Source organism: Pseudomonas frederiksbergensis, from assembly GCF_017114915.1.
Lineage (GTDB): Bacteria > Pseudomonadota > Gammaproteobacteria > Pseudomonadales > Pseudomonadaceae > Aquipseudomonas > Aquipseudomonas frederiksbergensis_I.
The window spans coordinates 41,891-57,593 of the sequence record NZ_JAAUOE010000006.1; the positions used below are offsets into that span (position 1 = coordinate 41,891).

The window sequence follows — 15,703 nt, forward strand, 5'->3', positions numbered from 1 at the left end:
TCTTAAGGAACCGTCGTGCTTACGATCTACAACACGCTCACCAAGAGCAAAGAAGTCTTCAAGCCGCTGGATGGCAACAAGGTGCGCATGTACGTCTGCGGGATGACCGTGTACGACTACTGCCACCTGGGCCACGGCCGCAGCATGGTCGCGTTCGACCTGGTGACCCGCTGGTTGCGGTTCAGCGGTTACGACCTGACCTACGTGCGCAACATCACCGACATCGAAGACAAGATCATCAATCGGGCCAGGGAGAACGGTGAGCCGTTCAACGTGCTGACCGAGCGCATGATCGCCGCGATGCATGAGGACGAGGCCCGCCTCAATATCCTCAAACCGGACATGGAACCGCGGGCCACCGATTACATCGCTGGCATGCAGACCATGATCCAGACCCTGATCGACAAGGGCTACGCCTACGCACCGGGCAATGGCGACGTGTACTACCGCGTCGCCAAGTTCATGGGCTACGGCAAGCTGTCGCGCAAGAAAATCGAAGACCTGCGCATCGGCGCACGGATCGAAGTCGACGAGTCGAAACAGGACCCGCTGGACTTCGTGCTGTGGAAAGGCGCCAAGCCGGGCGAGCCGAGCTGGCCATCGCCGTGGGGCGACGGTCGTCCGGGCTGGCACATCGAGTGCTCGGTGATGTCCACCTGCTGCCTGGGCGAGACCTTCGACATTCACGGCGGCGGCAGCGACCTCGAGTTCCCGCACCACGAAAACGAAATCGCCCAGAGCGAAGCGGCCACCGGCAAGACCTACGCCAACGCGTGGATGCATTGCGGCATGATTCGCATCAATGGCGAGAAGATGTCCAAGTCCTTGAACAACTTCTTCACCATTCGCGATGTGCTCGACAAGTACCACCCGGAAGTCGTGCGTTACCTGCTGGTGTCGAGCCACTACCGCAGCGCGATCAACTATTCGGAAGACAACCTCAAGGACGCCAAGGGTGCCCTCGAGCGTTTCTACCATGCGTTGAAAGGCCTGCCGAGCGTGGCGCCGGCTGGCGGCGAAGCCTTCGTCGAGCGTTTCACCCAGGTGATGAACGACGACTTCGGCACGCCGGAAGCCTGCGCGGTGCTGTTCGAGATGGTCCGCGAGATCAACCGTCTGCGCGAGAGCGATCTGGACGCGGCGGCTGGTCTGGCGGCGCGCTTGAAGGAACTGGCCAGTGTGCTGGGTGTGTTGCAGCTTGAAGCCGATGACTTCCTGCAGGCTGGCGCCGAAGGGCGGGTCGATGCGGCTGAGGTTGATACGCTGATTCAGGCGCGCCTGACCGCTCGTGCCAACAAGGACTGGGCCGAATCCGACCGCATTCGCGACCAGCTCACCGCCATGGGCGTGGTGCTGGAAGACGGCAAGGGTGGCACGACCTGGCGTCTGGCTGACTGATGATCGTTCCCACGCTTCGCGTGGGAATGCCTCAACGGACGCTCTGCGTTCGGCTCTGGAAGGGACGCGGAGCGTCCCGGGCTGCATTCCTTTGCTGCGCGTGGGAACGATCAATCCCCCAATTGTCGCAACCGCTTGTACAGGGTATTGCGACTAACCCCCAACCGCCGCGCCAGGTGCGAAATATTCCCCCCAGCCGCCTGCAACTGCCGATTCAATGCCTCGGCATCATTCAAATCAACGGCTACCGGCTCCGGCGCATCCACCGGTTCCATCTCCAGATCGACAAAAAAATCATCCGGCAAATGCTCCGGCCGCACCGGTTGTTCCTCGGCCATGGCCAGCGCCACCTGCATCACGCTGCTGACCTGGCGCAGATTTCCCGGCCATGGATGGCGGCTGAACAACGCCATCACCTCGGGGCTCAGCCCGGCCCACTGCGACGGTTCACGGTGTTGCTCCCACAAGCGCTTGAACAGCGCCTGCTTGTCGCTGCGTTCTCTGAGTGGCGGTAACTCCAGGGTCAAACCGCCAATCCGGTAATAGAGGTCTTCGCGAAATCGTCCCAACTGAACCTGCTCGCGCAACGAGCGGTTAGTCGCTGAAATGATCCGAATATCTACCGGGAACAACTCGCTGCTGCCCACCGGTTGCACGCAACGCTCCTGCAACACCCGCAGCAGCCGGGCTTGGGTCGGTAGCGGCATGTCGCCGATTTCATCGAGGAACAGGGTGCCTTTATCAGCCTTGCGGATTAGCCCGATGCTGCCTTTCTGGTTGGCCCCGGTGAACGCGCCTTTCTCGTAGCCAAACAACTCGGATTCCACCAGTTCGGCGGGGATTGCTGCGCAGTTGACGGCAATGAACGGCTGTTTGTTGCGTGAGCTGGCGTGGTGCAGGGCTTTGACGAAGACTTCCTTGCCGACCCCGGTTTCGCCGTGGATCAGTAACGGAATGTCCTTTTCCAGCAAGCGCTCGGCCTGGCGCACGGCTTTTTCCACGCGGCTGTCGCCGAAGTGCAGAGTGTTGAGGCTGATCGCGGCGGGCGCTGGCGCCGTGGCTTCAGCGCTCTTTGTTTCAGAAAACAGCCGCGCTTGAATCGGCGCTTGTTTTGGCCGTTTCAGCAGGCATTGAAAGCGGTTGCGCCCCGAGGCTTGCAGGGCGAACGGCAGGCCGTCCGGCTGGTTCAGCAGTTCCAGCAACGAGACTTTGAACAGGCTCTCGACGCTGACCCGCGACAGGCTGATGCCCAGCAAATTGTCGGCCCGGCGATTGGCCGACAGCACCTGACCGGTTTCATCGAAGATCAGCAACCCGGCCCATTGGCTGTCGAGGTTGTTCAGCCCGGTGTTGAAGGTCAGCTGGAAATGCTGGCCGTGGAACAGGTTGAGGATCAGCCGATTTTCCACGGTCTGGCTCATCATCTTGACCATGCCCAAAGTGTGAGAGGGCGGCAGGTAGCTGTCGCTGGACACATCCAGCACCGCGATCACCTTGCGCTCGGCATCGAAAATCGGCGCGGCGGAACCGGTCATGAAGCGGTTGGCCTTGAGGAAGTGTTCATCGTGCTCGATGTGTACCGCCTGTTCGCAGGCCAACGCGGTGCCGATCGCATTGGTACCGCTGCAGCGCTCCATCCAGCTGGCGCCGGCGCTGAAGCCGCGAGTCAGGCTCGGCTCGATGAAACGCTGGGTGCCCCAGGACGTCAGCACTTGGCCCTGATTGTCGGCGAGCATGATCAGGCAATTGGAGTTGCTGAGGATGTTCTCGTAATACGGCAGAACTTCCTGATGGGTGGTCTGCACCAGTGAATGCTGGCTCTCCAGCAACCGGGCGATGCCCTCTGCCGGCAGTTGGTCGAACGCCGGAGCACTTTGATGATCAAGCCCGAATGCGCGGCAGCGCGACCAGGAGTCCTGGATGATGGCGTCGTGGGAGAGCTTTGATGCAGGTGCGGCCATGGCGGTCGATCTCTGAGCAAGCTTTTATTGTTTTTATTGTGGGTGCGATCCATGTAGCAGCTGGCGAAGCCTGCGTTCGGCGGCGTAGCCGTCGTAAAACCTGTATACGCGGTCATCCTGACACACTGCGACATCTGATTTCACGAAGGCTTTGCCTTCGAACGCAGCCTTCGGCAGCTGCTACAGGAACTGTAAAACGGTCCGTAGAGTGTTGTTCACATTTGTTCATTGTCAATCGTTGAACTGTTCAATTGTTCATTGGTGGTTGTTCATTTCTGTTCAGCAACGAATGCGATTCTTGTCTTGTTTGAGGGGATTTCAAGCCAAATCAAGCGCTTGGAATTTCTGGCACGAATGTCGCTGTAGTGCTCCGGTCGCTTGACTCAAAAAATAAAAAAAGGCCGAGCCATGTCACTCATCCTGGAGCACGTCAGCCGCACCGTCGAGGGTCAGACCTGGATCGACGATGCGTGCCTCAACTTCGAACCCGGATCGTTCAACGTTTTGCTCGGTCGCACCCTGTCCGGCAAAACCAGCCTCATGCGTCTGATGGCCGGTCTGGACAAGCCCGATAGCGGCCGCATCCTGATGAACGGCGTCGACGTCACCCAGCGTCCGGTGCGGTTGCGCAACGTGTCGATGGTCTATCAGCAGTTCATCAATTACCCGACCATGACGGTGTTCGAGAACATCGCCTCGCCGCTGCGTCAGTCCGGCGTTTCCAATGAGCTGATCCAGAGCAAAGTGCTGGAAACCGCGAAGATGCTGCGCATCGAGAAATTCCTCCAGCGCTATCCCCTGGAACTCTCCGGCGGCCAGCAACAGCGCACGGCCATGGCCCGGGCGCTGGTCAAGGACGCCGAGCTGATTCTGTTCGACGAGCCGTTGGTCAACCTCGACTACAAGCTGCGCGAAGAGCTGCGCCAGGAAATGCGCGAGCTGTTCAAGGCCCGGCACACCATCGCGATTTACGCCACCACCGAACCCAACGAAGCCCTGGCACTGGCTGGCACCACCACGATTCTTCACGAAGGCCGGGTGATCCAGAGCGGCAAGTCCTCCGAGGTGTATCACCAGCCGCAAACCGTGCTGGCGGCGGAGTTGTTTTCCGAGCCACCGATCAATCTGATGCCGGGGCGCATTGCCGGCAACGAAGTCAGTTTCGCCAATTTCGTGCACTTTCCGTTGAACGTCGATCTGCGGCCGGTGGGCGAAGGCGAGTTCCGTTTCGGCGTGCGTCCCAGCCATATCTCGCTGGTGCCGAGCAATGACGATGACCTGGAACTGGCGGTGACCGTCGAGGTGGCCGAGATCAGCGGTTCGGAGACGTTCCTGCACGTACGCAACGAGTATTTCCTGCTGGTGCTGCATTTGCCCGGTGTTCACGAATACGACGTCGATGCGCCGATTCGCATCTATATCCCGACCCATAAACTGTTTGTGTTCGATACGCAGGGGCGGCTGGTCCAGGCGCCCGGTCGTCGCATTGCGAGGGTTGCCTGATGGCCGAAATCCGTTTGCAGAACCTTGCCCACAGCTACACCCACACGCCGACCGGCCCCGAGGATTACGCGATCCGCGAGATGGACCACGTCTGGGAGCAGGGCGGTGCTTACGCGCTGCTCGGGCCTTCGGGGTGCGGCAAGTCGACCTTGCTCAACATTATTTCCGGGTTGCTCAGCCCGTCCCAGGGGCAGGTGCTGTTCGACAGCAAAGTGGTCAACGAGCTGACCCCGGAAAAGCGCAACATCGCCCAGGTTTTCCAGTTTCCGGTGGTCTACGACACCATGACGGTGTTCGATAACCTGGCCTTTCCGTTGCGTAATCAGGGCATGGCGGAAGCGAAGATTTACAGCAAGGTGCATGAAATCGCCGAAGTCCTCGACCTTCAGGCGTTGCTGCACAAGAAGGCGCGCAACCTCACCGCCGATGAAAAACAGAAAGTCTCCATGGGCCGTGGGCTGGTGCGTGATGACGTGTCGGCGATCCTTTTCGATGAACCGCTGACGGTGATCGACCCGCACCTGAAGTGGAAGCTGCGGCGCAAGCTCAAGCAGATCCACGAGCAGTTCAACATCACCATGGTCTATGTCACCCACGATCAGCTCGAAGCCTCGACCTTCGCCGACAAGATCGCGGTGATGTACGGCGGTCAGATCGTGCAGTTCGGTACGCCCCGGGAATTGTTCGAGCGGCCGAGCCACACCTTTGTCGGCTATTTCATCGGCAGCCCGGGGATGAACCTGATTGAAGTCCAGCCTCAGGCCGGCGGGGTCGGTTTCGCCGGGACCCACTTGCCGTTGTCCGACGCGATGCAAAGACGCATCGCCGAGTCCGAATGGAAAACCCTGAAGGTCGGCATCCGCCCGGAGTTCGTCCATGTGTGGGAAGAACCCTTTGATGACGCGCTGCGGGCACAGGTCGTACACGTCGAAGACCTGGGCACGTACAAGATCTTGACCCTGAACCTTGACGGCGCGCCGCTGAAAGTCCGCCTGGCCGAAGACAAACCGGTGCCCGACGGCACGGCCTACATCAGTTTCCCCGCGCAATGGCTGATGGTCTATGCCGATGATTATTTGCTGGAGGTGCTGCCATGAACAAGGTGCAGAACAACAAGGCCTGGTGGCTGGTGTTGCCGGTGTTCCTGCTGGTGGCGTTCAGTGCGGTGATCCCGATGATGACGGTGGTCAACTACTCGGTGCAGGACATCTTCGACCAGTCCAGCCGCTACTTCGTCGGGGCCGACTGGTACAAGCAGGTGCTGCTCGACCCACGGCTGCATGACTCGTTGCTGCGCCAGTTCATCTACTCCGGCTGCGTGTTGCTGATCGAAATCCCGCTGGGCATCGCCATCGCCCTGACCATGCCGACCAAGGGTCGCTGGTCGTCGGTGGTGCTGATTGTTCTGGCGATACCGCTGCTGATCCCGTGGAACGTGGTCGGCACCATCTGGCAGATTTTCGGCCGCGCCGACATCGGCTTGCTCGGGTCCAGCCTCAATGCCATGGGCATCAGCTACAACTACGCGGCCAACACCATGGACGCCTGGGTCACGGTGTTGGTGATGGACGTCTGGCACTGGACGTCGCTGGTGGCGTTGCTGTGTTTCTCCGGTCTGCGGGCGATTCCGGACGTGTACTACCAGGCGGCGCGGATCGATCGGGCGTCAGCCTGGGCGGTTTTCCGACACATCCAGTTGCCCAAGCTCAAGAGCGTGCTGCTGATCGCGGTGATGCTGCGGTTCATGGACAGCTTCATGATCTACACCGAGCCGTTTGTGCTGACCGGTGGCGGTCCGGGCAATGCCACGACCTTCTTGAGTCAGACTTTGACCCAAATGGCCGTAGGGCAATTCGACCTCGGCCCGGCGGCGGCGTTCTCGCTGGTGTACTTCCTGATCATCCTGTTGGTGTCGTGGCTGTTCTACACCGCCATGACTCACTCTGACGCCAATCGGTGAGGCCCGCCATGAGCAAGAGAAAGCTTATCCCGTTGCTGATCTACATCCTGTTCCTGCTGGTGCCGATCTATTGGCTGCTGAACATGTCCTTCAAGAGCAACACCGAAATCCTCGGCGGCCTGACGCTGTTTCCCCAGGATTTCACTTTCGCCAACTACAAGGTGATCTTCACTGATCCGAGTTGGTACACCGGTTATCTCAACTCGCTGTACTACGTGAGTTTCAACACGCTGATCTCCCTGAGCGTGGCGCTGCCGGCGGCGTATGCTTTTTCGCGCTATCGCTTCCTCGGCGACAAGCACCTGTTCTTCTGGCTGCTGACCAACCGCATGGCGCCGCCGGCGGTGTTCCTGCTGCCGTTCTTCCAGCTGTATTCCTCGATCGGGTTGTTCGACACGCACATCGCCGTGGCGTTGGCTCATTGCCTGTTCAACGTGCCGTTGGCGGTGTGGATTCTGGAGGGCTTCATGTCCGGTGTGCCCAAGGAAATCGACGAAACCGCCTACATCGATGGCTACAGTTTTCCCAAGTTCTTCGTGAAGATTTTCGTCCCGCTGATCGGTTCCGGAATCGGCGTGACGGCGTTTTTCTGCTTCATGTTTTCCTGGGTCGAGCTGTTGCTGGCGCGAACCCTGACCTCGGTGAACGCCAAACCCATTGCCGCGGTGATGACTCGTACGGTCTCGGCCTCCGGCATTGACTGGGGCGTGCTGGCGGCGGCGGGGGTGTTGACTATCCTGCCAGGCATGCTGGTGATCTGGTTTGTCCGTAACCATGTGGCCAAGGGCTTTGCCCTGGGCCGGGTATGAGGAGCTGATGATGGAATGGATGAGTTGGACCGTCCCCACGGCGGCGTTCTTCAGCGTCATTGCCTTGATCCTGATGGGCATGACGACCTGGGAGTTACGTTCGCCGAGTGTCCCTCGGCGTGGTTTTTTGCCGATTGCCACCACCCGTGGCGATCGGCTGTTTATCGGGCTTCTCGGCAGCGCCTACCTGCATTTGCTGGTCATCGGCGCCACCGACTGGAGCATCTGGGTGGCGTTCGCGTTGTCCCTGGTGTGGCTGTTGGCTGTGATGCGCTGGGGCTAGTCGACATCGATCGGCAATGTTGCTCCCAAACTCAAACAGGAGGTCTCTATGTTCGACAAAAACAATAAGCTGCGACATAGCGTTTCATTGGCAGCCATGCTGGCACTCAGCGGGTTGAGCGCTGCGGCCTGGGCCGATGCCTATGAAGACGCCGCCAAAAAATGGATTGGCAGCGAATTCAAACCGTCTACCCTGACGGCCGATCAACAACTCGAAGAGCTGAAGTGGTTTATCAAGGCGTCCGAGCCGTTTCGCGGGATGAACATTAAGGTGGTCTCCGAAACCATTGCCACCCACGAATATGAATCCAAGGTGCTGGCCAAAGCGTTTACCGAGATCACCGGGATCAAGCTGACCCACGACCTGCTGCAGGAAGGCGACGTGGTGGAAAAGCTGCAGACCCAGATGCAATCGGACAAGAACATCTATGACGGTTGGGTCAACGACTCGGACCTGATCGGTACGCACTTTCGCTACGGCAAGACCGAATCGATCACCGATCTGATGGCCAACGAAGGCAAGGCCTACACCTCGCCGACGCTGGACATCAAAGACTTCATCGGCATCTCGTTCACCACCGCGCCGGACGGCAAGGTCTATCAACTGCCCGACCAGCAATTCGCCAACCTCTACTGGTTCCGCGCCGACTGGTTCGAGCGGGCGGACCTGAAAGCCAAATTCAAAGAAAAATACGGTTATGAATTGGGCGTGCCGGTGAACTGGTCGGCCTATGAAGACATCGCCAAATTCTTCAGCGAAGACGTCAAGGAAATCGACGGCAAACGCGTCTACGGCCACATGGACTACGGCAAGAAAGACCCGTCCCTGGGCTGGCGCTTCACCGATGCCTGGTTCTCCATGGCCGGTGCCGGCGACAAAGGCATCCCCAACGGCTTGCCGGTGGATGAGTGGGGCATCCGCGTCGAGGACTGCCATCCGGTCGGTTCCAGCGTGACCCGTGGCGGCGACACCAACGGCCCGGCGGCGGTCTATGCCACCACCAAGTACGTGGACTGGATGAAAAAATACGCGCCACCGGAAGCAGCGGGCATGACCTTCTCCGAATCGGGTCCGGTGCCGTCCCAGGGCAACATCGCCCAGCAGATTTTCTGGTACACCGCGTTTACCGCCGACATGACCAAGCCGGGCCTGCCGGTGATGAACGCCGATGGCACGCCGAAATGGCGCATGGCGCCGTCGCCGAAAGGTCCGTATTGGGAGGAGGGCATGAAGCTCGGTTATCAGGACGCCGGTTCCTGGACCTTCCTCAAGTCCACGCCTGAAAAGCAAAAACTCGCGGCGTGGCTGTACGCACAGTTCGTGACCTCGAAAACCGTATCGCTGAAGAAAACCATTGTCGGCCTGACGCCGATCCGCGAGTCGGACATCAACTCGCAAGCCATGACCGACCTGGCACCGAAACTCGGTGGCCTGGTGGAGTTCTATCGCAGCCCGGCCCGCGTGCAATGGACCCCGACCGGGACCAACGTGCCGGACTATCCGCGCCTGGCGCAACTGTGGTGGAGCCATATCGCCGAAGCGGCCAGTGGCGAGAAAACGCCGCAACAGGCACTGGACGGTCTGGCCAAGGATCAGGACGCAATCATGACCCGTCTGGAACGCTCGAAGGCCCAAGCCACCTGCGCACCGAAAATGAACCCAGAGCGGGATGCGCAGTACTGGCTCGATCAGCCGGGTGCGCCGAAACCGAAACTGGCGAACGAGAAGCCTAAAGGTGAAACCGTGAGCTATGCCGAACTGCTGAAATCGTGGGAGGCGGCGCGTAAGTAATCGTTTGTGATGTGAAACGCTAACGGCACCGAAAGGTGCCGTTCTCATTTGTGCCCGATGGACCGCTTTCGCGAGCAAGCGACCCAGCGGGAGCAAGCGCTCTCGCCACAGATACCTTTCAGGCTACATAACGGATATGTAATTTGCGCGCCACCGTCATGAAAGGTTCGGATTGTTACCTTGACCTCGTTAGTTAATTAAACGAGGAATCAAACATGAAACTTGCAGAACTGAGTGCGTTTGCAGCAGCGTTGGTGATGTCTTCTGTTGTTTTGGCTGAAGGTGGCGGCGACAGAGCCTTTGAAAAAATGATGGCGGCCAATGACCGTTCGGTGGAGACGTTTGTTGCCAAAGAAAAGGCGCGTGATCCCGTCGTCGCGAATGAAAAGAAGGACGACAAGACCAAAGACTTGTAAGCGGGCAACTGACATCGGATCCCCCTGGAGCTGCCGAAGGCTGCGATCTTTTGATCTTGATCTTGATCTTGAAAAGCAAAATCAAAAGATCGCAGCCTTCGGCAGCTCAGATTCTCAATCTACAGGTATAAAAAAGGCGCCCCGAAGGACGCCAAAAGATTCACCTCTTACCAACGGAGCAAGGAGCTTCTGCACCACGTATTTGACTTCGATGTCGCGCTCCCAGCGCTTCTACTGGGCCTGAGTAGCACTGCATATATTTGTCGCCTGAAAGCTACGATCTCAAAACGCAAAAACGGCACCCGAAACGTGCCGTCCTCATTTGTGCCTGTTCCAGCCGATCAGACCAAAACAGCCAAATCCGTGTACCGGGCAACCAATGGATCGGCGGTGAGAAGTTTCATGGGTTCTGCCATGGCCGTTGCAACAATGAGACGGTCAAACGGGTCACGATGGTGATGTTCGAGGTCCTTCACGGCAATGGCGTGTTCCGAGGTCACAGGCAGCTCGATGAACCCGCTGTCGAGGCAGCACTGGCGGATTTCTTCCAGGTCAACGTTCAGCTTTCCCAGCCCGACCTTGATCGCCATCTCCCAGAATGTCGCTGCGCTGATGTAAATGTCGGCAGCGCTCTCAATGAGCTTCCTGGCTCTGCCGGATAGCCTGGGGTCATCGCTGAGCGTCCAGAGCAAAATATGCGTGTCGAGCAGGAGCCTCATTCTTGAGTGCCTTCAAAAGCATCGAGCATGTCGTCTGGCAGTGGGGCGTCAAAGTCTTCGGGGAGCACCAGTTTGCCTTTCATCGCTCCGATACGCTGGCCACGGGGTTTTCCCATCGGAACCAGACGCGCAAGGGCCCGACCATGTTTGGCAATCGTGATGATCTGTCCGGCGGCCGCGTCATCGACGAGTTTGGACAGATTGTTTTTTGCTTCGGCCAACGGGACGACGATCATGGTTTCTCTCCAATATTCTGGACAAATATAGCCAGAATATTGGGAGACGGTAAAGATGCGCGATTCTTCAAGTGGGACGGGGGCGATTTGGAGCGTTTCACTCGATGGGTCAGCAGCGTGACATTACCCTGGCGCTCAGCGGCCAAGGCGTCTAGGCCGTCTACCAGTTCGGAAAAGATGTCACGGTTCATTGTTCTTTCTCGTGTTGATTTATCGATCCAGCCAGTCATTCAAGATAGAGCCAAGTGCGCAGTGCTGGATGTAGGACGAAACGGACAATCCGGCGAGAGCTTTCGGGGATTGCAGGAGGAGGGGAGTGCGGCGTTGGATAACGTCGAACCAGCGGAGTAGCTGCCGGATCCTGTGGCGAGTGCGCGTGTCCCTCGCCACAGTGTTGGCTCATGCAGGGTCAATCGTTTTTGGATCGTGGCGGGTTGTCCTGACGATAGGTATGTTGGGGATTGATGACCAATTGCCTGACCTGACTGTCCAACTCTTTGCTGTGATACAGGTCCAGGCATTTGAGCAGCTCAAATCGAACGCCTTGACGCTCTGATTCGACCAGCGGATTGTGATAATCACGAGCCAGAAACTGGTCAACCAGTGGTTTACCGGCTTGAGGTGCTTGCTCCAGATCGAAAGAGGTCCAGTCCATAAGCGCACTGGCACTGCTTCCGGCGTCCTGGGCGGCTTCAGGTTCGTTCTTGTAGGCTGTAGCGATGCAGTCTGCCAGCACCATATCCTTGTAATTTTGCGCGTAGGTGCGCCCGCCTGCCTGTGGGGAGTGGGTCGGATCATCCTTGGACCAACTGTTGGAAGGTGCGGCAGCCCAAGCCAGTATCAAGACCGTAGTCAAATACTTCATCAAGACAAACTCCAGAAGTTTGCGCGGTCGGTTTGATAGTTCACACCCGGCTCATTGAAATAGCAGTGGTCATAACACATTCTGCCGTCAAACAATGTGGCATGCCCCTGAGCGTCCGACCAGCCAGAAACCTCAAACAAAATAAGTCCCTTCCTGCCCGCCAGGGTGCCGCCATCTGCGGCCGGGTATCTGACCGTCTCGGCACTTCCCCATTGCTGTTCCAGATAGGCAATCAGGCTTTTGACGCGATAAAAGTACCAGCGCTTATCAACGCCAGACACGGTTTCACCCACTATTCGCGGTATGAGTGAGCCGGAGTAATTGAGGATATAGCTCATGCGCACTGCGCACGTGTTGACCCACCTTAGGGCCGGATCACGGCTGTTAATGTTCATTGCAACATTGCCGCCGATGACTGTCGCAACTTTTTCAGATGGATTGAGGGGATCGTATATCCGTTGAGAAGCCGCCCACGCGCTAGAAAATGAGGGTCGAATCATGTTTCATCCTTGATTTTAGGAAGCAGAAAATCTTCAGCAGTTTAATCCTTCATGCTTGAGGTGACGATGGTGGTACTCGCTGCTCAACAGGACCTCATACCTCGGGCCGCAAGGTTACATTTCGTCATGTGTGGCCCGATGCGAAAAGGGGAGGGCAACAGTAACAAATCCCACAAACGCAAAAACGGCACCCGAAGGTGCCGTTTCTGTTTGTTACCGAGTATCGCCTAAACGATCAACCCGCCAACCCAGACTGTTGAACCAGGTTCAGCAGCGGTTGTGGGTACAGACCGAGGAAGAACGCCAGTACGGCAATCGCCAGCAGCATCACGCCGCCTGCACGTTGTTCCCAGTGCATTTGCGCATCGTGGCGACGCAGGTTCGGTTCCATCAGGTACAGGGTGACCATCACGCGCAGGTAGTAGAACACGCCGATGGCGCTGCCCAGTACCAGGGAGCCGACCAGCCACCATTGATGCGACTCGACGCCGGTGGCGATGATGTAGAACTTGCCGATGAAGCCCGCGGTCAGCGGGATACCGGCCAGGGACAGCATCATCACGGTCAGCACGGCGGTCAGGTACGGACGGCGCCAGAACAGGCCGCGGTATTCGTACAGGGCATCCGCGTCACGGCCGCTGTACGGCGAGGACATCAGGGTAATCACACCGAACGCGCCGAGGCTGGTGATCACGTAGGTGACCAGGTACACGCCGATGGCTTCCACGGCCAGGCCCTTGCTCGCCACCAGGGCGATCAGCAGGTAGCCGAAGTGCGCGATGGACGAGTAACCCAGCAGACGCTTGAGGTTGCTCTGGGTCAGTGCCAGCAGGTTACCGAACAGGATCGACGCGATGGCGATGATGGTCAGTACGTTGCTCAGCACGCCACTGCTCGCCGCCGGCGAGATCTGGAACAGCCGCACCATCACCGCGAACACCGCCACTTTCGATGCGGTGGCCAGGAACGCCGCCACCGGTGCCGGAGCCCCTTCGTAAACGTCCGGGGTCCAGAGGTGGAACGGTACCAGCGACAGTTTGAACGCCAGGCCGATCAGCATCATGCCCAGGCCCAGTTGCGCGATCGGGCTCGGCAGGCCGGTGGCCGCCAGGGCCTGGCCGATGCCGTTGAAGCTCAGGCTGCCGGCTTCGGCGTAGAGCAGGGCCATGCCGAACAACAGGAACGCGGAACCGGCGGCCGACAGCACCATGTACTTGATGCCGGCTTCCAGCGAACGCTTGTTGAAGAAGGCGTAAGCCACCAGACCGTAGACCGGTACCGAGAGCAGTTCCAGACCGACGAACAACCCGGCCAGGTGCTGCGCGCTGACCAGCACCAGGCCACCGGCGGCGGACATCAGGATCAGCAGGTAAAGTTCTTCACGGTTGCCCGGGTAGCCCGTACCGCCGTCGCCCAGGTAGGCGTGGGCGAGGGTCACACAGGCGAGGGTGGCGACCAGGATCAGCGCCATGTACAGGCAGGCGAAGGTGTCGATCTGCAGCAATGGCGTCACGGCCAGTGGCGCGACTTTCAGGGCTGGCAGGATCGACAGCAAGGCCAGGTTAAGACCTGCCACCGACACCAGGAAGGTCTGTGAGTGGTTGCGGCGCCAGGCGATAGCCAGCATCACCACGATGATCGTGGCGCTGGTGATCAACAACGGCGCAAGCGCGATAAAGTGTTGAGTCGTGAATTCCATAGCGCTCTTACCGGGCCGAAGCGAGTTGAGTGAAGGCGGTGCCGAGCCACTGCTGCACGCCATGCATCGTCGCGGCAGAGGTATCGAGGAACGGTTGCGGGTACACGCCGATGTAGATCAGCAGCGCCGCAAGCCCAACCACCATGATCAGTTCGCGACCGTCCATGCCACGCAACACCGCGTCCGACTTGGACGGGCCGAAGTAGGCACGGTGGACCATGATCAGCGAGTAGACCGAACCGAACACCAGGCCGGACGTCGCGAGTACGGTGACCCATGGGGCACTGGCGAAGGTGCCGATCAGGATCAGGAACTCACCGACAAAGTTACCGGTCGCCGGCAAGCCCAGCGACGCGGCCGCGAAGAACAGGCTGAGGGCTGGCAGGTAGGCAATCTTCGACCACAGGCCACCCATCTCGCGCATATCGCGGGTGTGGGTGCGCTCGTACAGCTGACCGGCGAGGATAAAGAGTGCCGCGGCCGACAGACCGTGAGCCAGCATCTGCATCACCGCGCCCTGCAGCGCCAGTTGGCTGCCGGAGTAGATGCCGATCAGCACGAAGCCCATGTGGGACACACTGGAGAAGGCAACCAGACGCTTGATGTCGGTTTGCGCGAAGGCCAGGAACGCACCGTAGAAGATCCCGATCAGACCCAGGGTCATGGCGAACGGCGCGAACTCGGCCGAGGCATTCGGGAACAGCGGCAGGGCGAAACGCAGCAGGCCGTACGCTGCAGTCTTCAGCAAGATACCCGCCAGGTCGACGGAACCTGCGGTCGGTGCCTGGGCGTGAGCGTCAGGCAACCAAGAGTGGAACGGTACCACTGGCAGCTTGACCGCGAAGGCGATGAAGAAGCCGAGCATCAGGATGTACTCGGTGGTCTGCGACATCTTGGTTTTCAACAGGTCGGCGTAGTTGAAGGTAATCACGCCGGTGTCGTTGAAGTTGACCAGTACCAGCCCCAGGATCGCCACCAACATGATCAGGCCGGAAGCCTGCGTGAAGATGAAGAACTTGGTCGCCGCGTAGATCCGGGTTTTCTTGCCGTCCGAAGAACTGTGACCCCAGAGCGCGATGAGGAAGTACATCGGCACCAGCATCATTTCCCAGAAGAAGAAGAACATGAACAGGTCGAGGGCGAGGAACACGCCGACGACACCGCCCAGGATCCACATCAGGTTCAGGTGGAAGAAGCCCACGTGACGCTGAATCTCTTTCCAGGAGCAGAGTACCGAGAGGACACCCAGCAGGCCGGTCAGCAGGATCATCAACAGCGACAGGCCGTCGAGGGCCAGGTGCACGTTGATGCCGAAGCGCTGGATCCAGACGTGTTTGAACTCAATCACCCAGGTCGGATCGGCACCCGGTGCCGGAGCAAATGAATAGTCACCGTTGGCCCACAGCCAGAGGCCGAGGGAGAGCAGCAGGGACATGGTGATCAGCGCAATCCAGCGGGGGAGGGTGGCGCCGAAGCGCTCACCCATCCAGCACAGCAGGCCGCCGATGAAGGGGATCAGGATTAGCCAGGGCAGAATCATGACGGGCTCGTTTCCTTTCGCAA

At 59.0% G+C, this 15,703-nt stretch carries 15 protein-coding genes; 8 read left to right on the forward strand and 7 right to left on the reverse strand.

The genetic code is table 11. The features are described 5' to 3' along the window. The first annotated feature begins 15 nt into the window (after nt 1–15). The gene (gene cysS / locus HCU66_RS06635) at nt 16–1,398 is read left to right on the forward strand and encodes a cysteine--tRNA ligase (RefSeq protein ID WP_205887726.1); all 1,383 of its coding nucleotides are present in this window, start codon (nt 16–18) and stop codon (nt 1,396–1,398) included. A 110-nt stretch (nt 1,399–1,508) separates the two neighbouring features. On the opposite strand, the gene HCU66_RS06640 is transcribed toward cysS, so the two are convergent. After that, nucleotides 1,509–3,359: a sigma-54-dependent Fis family transcriptional regulator gene (locus tag HCU66_RS06640; protein WP_205887727.1), complete on the reverse strand. Its 1,851-nt coding sequence runs from the start codon at nt 3,357–3,359 to the stop codon at nt 1,509–1,511. A 408-nt stretch (nt 3,360–3,767) separates the two neighbouring features. Between HCU66_RS06640 and HCU66_RS06645 the strand changes: the two genes are divergently transcribed. From HCU66_RS06645 to HCU66_RS06675, 7 genes are all read left to right on the forward strand, one after another. Beyond that, nucleotides 3,768–4,862 carry an ABC transporter ATP-binding protein gene (locus tag HCU66_RS06645; RefSeq protein WP_205887728.1) on the forward strand — a complete coding sequence of 365 codons (1,095 nt, stop codon included), beginning with the start codon at nt 3,768–3,770 and terminating at the stop codon, nt 4,860–4,862. Further along, nucleotides 4,862–5,959 carry an ABC transporter ATP-binding protein gene (locus HCU66_RS06650; protein WP_205887729.1) on the forward strand — a complete coding sequence of 366 codons (1,098 nt, stop codon included), beginning with the start codon at nt 4,862–4,864 and terminating at the stop codon, nt 5,957–5,959. The genes HCU66_RS06645 and HCU66_RS06650 overlap by 1 nt, the downstream gene beginning before the upstream one ends. Next, entirely contained in the window at nt 5,956–6,822 is an 867-nt protein-coding gene (locus tag HCU66_RS06655; protein WP_205887730.1) for a carbohydrate ABC transporter permease, read from the forward strand. Before HCU66_RS06650 ends, HCU66_RS06655 begins: the two co-directional genes overlap by 4 nt. Before the next feature lie 8 nt (nt 6,823–6,830). Then, nucleotides 6,831–7,631: a carbohydrate ABC transporter permease gene (locus HCU66_RS06660; RefSeq protein ID WP_123358324.1), complete on the forward strand. Its 801-nt coding sequence runs from the start codon at nt 6,831–6,833 to the stop codon at nt 7,629–7,631. 10 nt (nt 7,632–7,641) lie between these two features. Beyond that, nucleotides 7,642–7,914 (forward strand): DUF2160 domain-containing protein, encoded by a 273-nt coding sequence (locus HCU66_RS06665; RefSeq protein ID WP_205887731.1) that lies wholly within the window; start codon nt 7,642–7,644, stop codon nt 7,912–7,914. A 48-nt stretch (nt 7,915–7,962) separates the two neighbouring features. Then, nucleotides 7,963–9,705 (forward strand): ABC transporter substrate-binding protein, encoded by a 1,743-nt coding sequence (locus tag HCU66_RS06670; RefSeq protein WP_205887732.1) that lies wholly within the window; start codon nt 7,963–7,965, stop codon nt 9,703–9,705. A gap of 215 nt (nt 9,706–9,920) precedes the next feature. Continuing rightward, nucleotides 9,921–10,121: a co-regulatory protein PtrA N-terminal domain-containing protein gene (locus HCU66_RS06675; RefSeq protein WP_205887733.1), complete on the forward strand. Its 201-nt coding sequence runs from the start codon at nt 9,921–9,923 to the stop codon at nt 10,119–10,121. 341 nt (nt 10,122–10,462) lie between these two features. On the opposite strand, the gene HCU66_RS06680 is transcribed toward HCU66_RS06675, so the two are convergent. From HCU66_RS06680 to nuoM, 6 genes are all read right to left on the reverse strand, one after another. Then, complete coding sequence (locus HCU66_RS06680; RefSeq protein ID WP_205887734.1) at nt 10,463–10,840, reverse strand: type II toxin-antitoxin system VapC family toxin; 378 nt, start codon at nt 10,838–10,840, stop codon at nt 10,463–10,465. Continuing rightward, the gene (locus tag HCU66_RS06685) at nt 10,837–11,076 is read right to left on the reverse strand and encodes a type II toxin-antitoxin system Phd/YefM family antitoxin (RefSeq protein WP_205887735.1); all 240 of its coding nucleotides are present in this window, start codon (nt 11,074–11,076) and stop codon (nt 10,837–10,839) included. Before HCU66_RS06685 ends, HCU66_RS06680 begins: the two co-directional genes overlap by 4 nt. A gap of 409 nt (nt 11,077–11,485) precedes the next feature. After that, complete coding sequence (locus tag HCU66_RS06690) at nt 11,486–11,941, reverse strand: type VI secretion system amidase immunity protein Tai4 (protein ID WP_205887736.1); 456 nt, start codon at nt 11,939–11,941, stop codon at nt 11,486–11,488. Next, entirely contained in the window at nt 11,941–12,441 is a 501-nt protein-coding gene (locus tag HCU66_RS06695; RefSeq protein WP_205887737.1) for a type VI secretion system amidase effector protein Tae4, read from the reverse strand. Before HCU66_RS06695 ends, HCU66_RS06690 begins: the two co-directional genes overlap by 1 nt. Nucleotides 12,442–12,676: 235 nt before the next feature. Further along, entirely contained in the window at nt 12,677–14,140 is a 1,464-nt protein-coding gene (gene nuoN / locus HCU66_RS06700) for an NADH-quinone oxidoreductase subunit NuoN (protein ID WP_205887738.1), read from the reverse strand. A gap of 7 nt (nt 14,141–14,147) precedes the next feature. Continuing rightward, nucleotides 14,148–15,680, reverse strand: a complete 1,533-nt coding sequence (nuoM, locus tag HCU66_RS06705) for an NADH-quinone oxidoreductase subunit M (RefSeq protein WP_205887739.1) — start codon at nt 15,678–15,680, stop codon at nt 14,148–14,150. Nucleotides 15,681–15,703 lie beyond the last annotated feature (23 nt).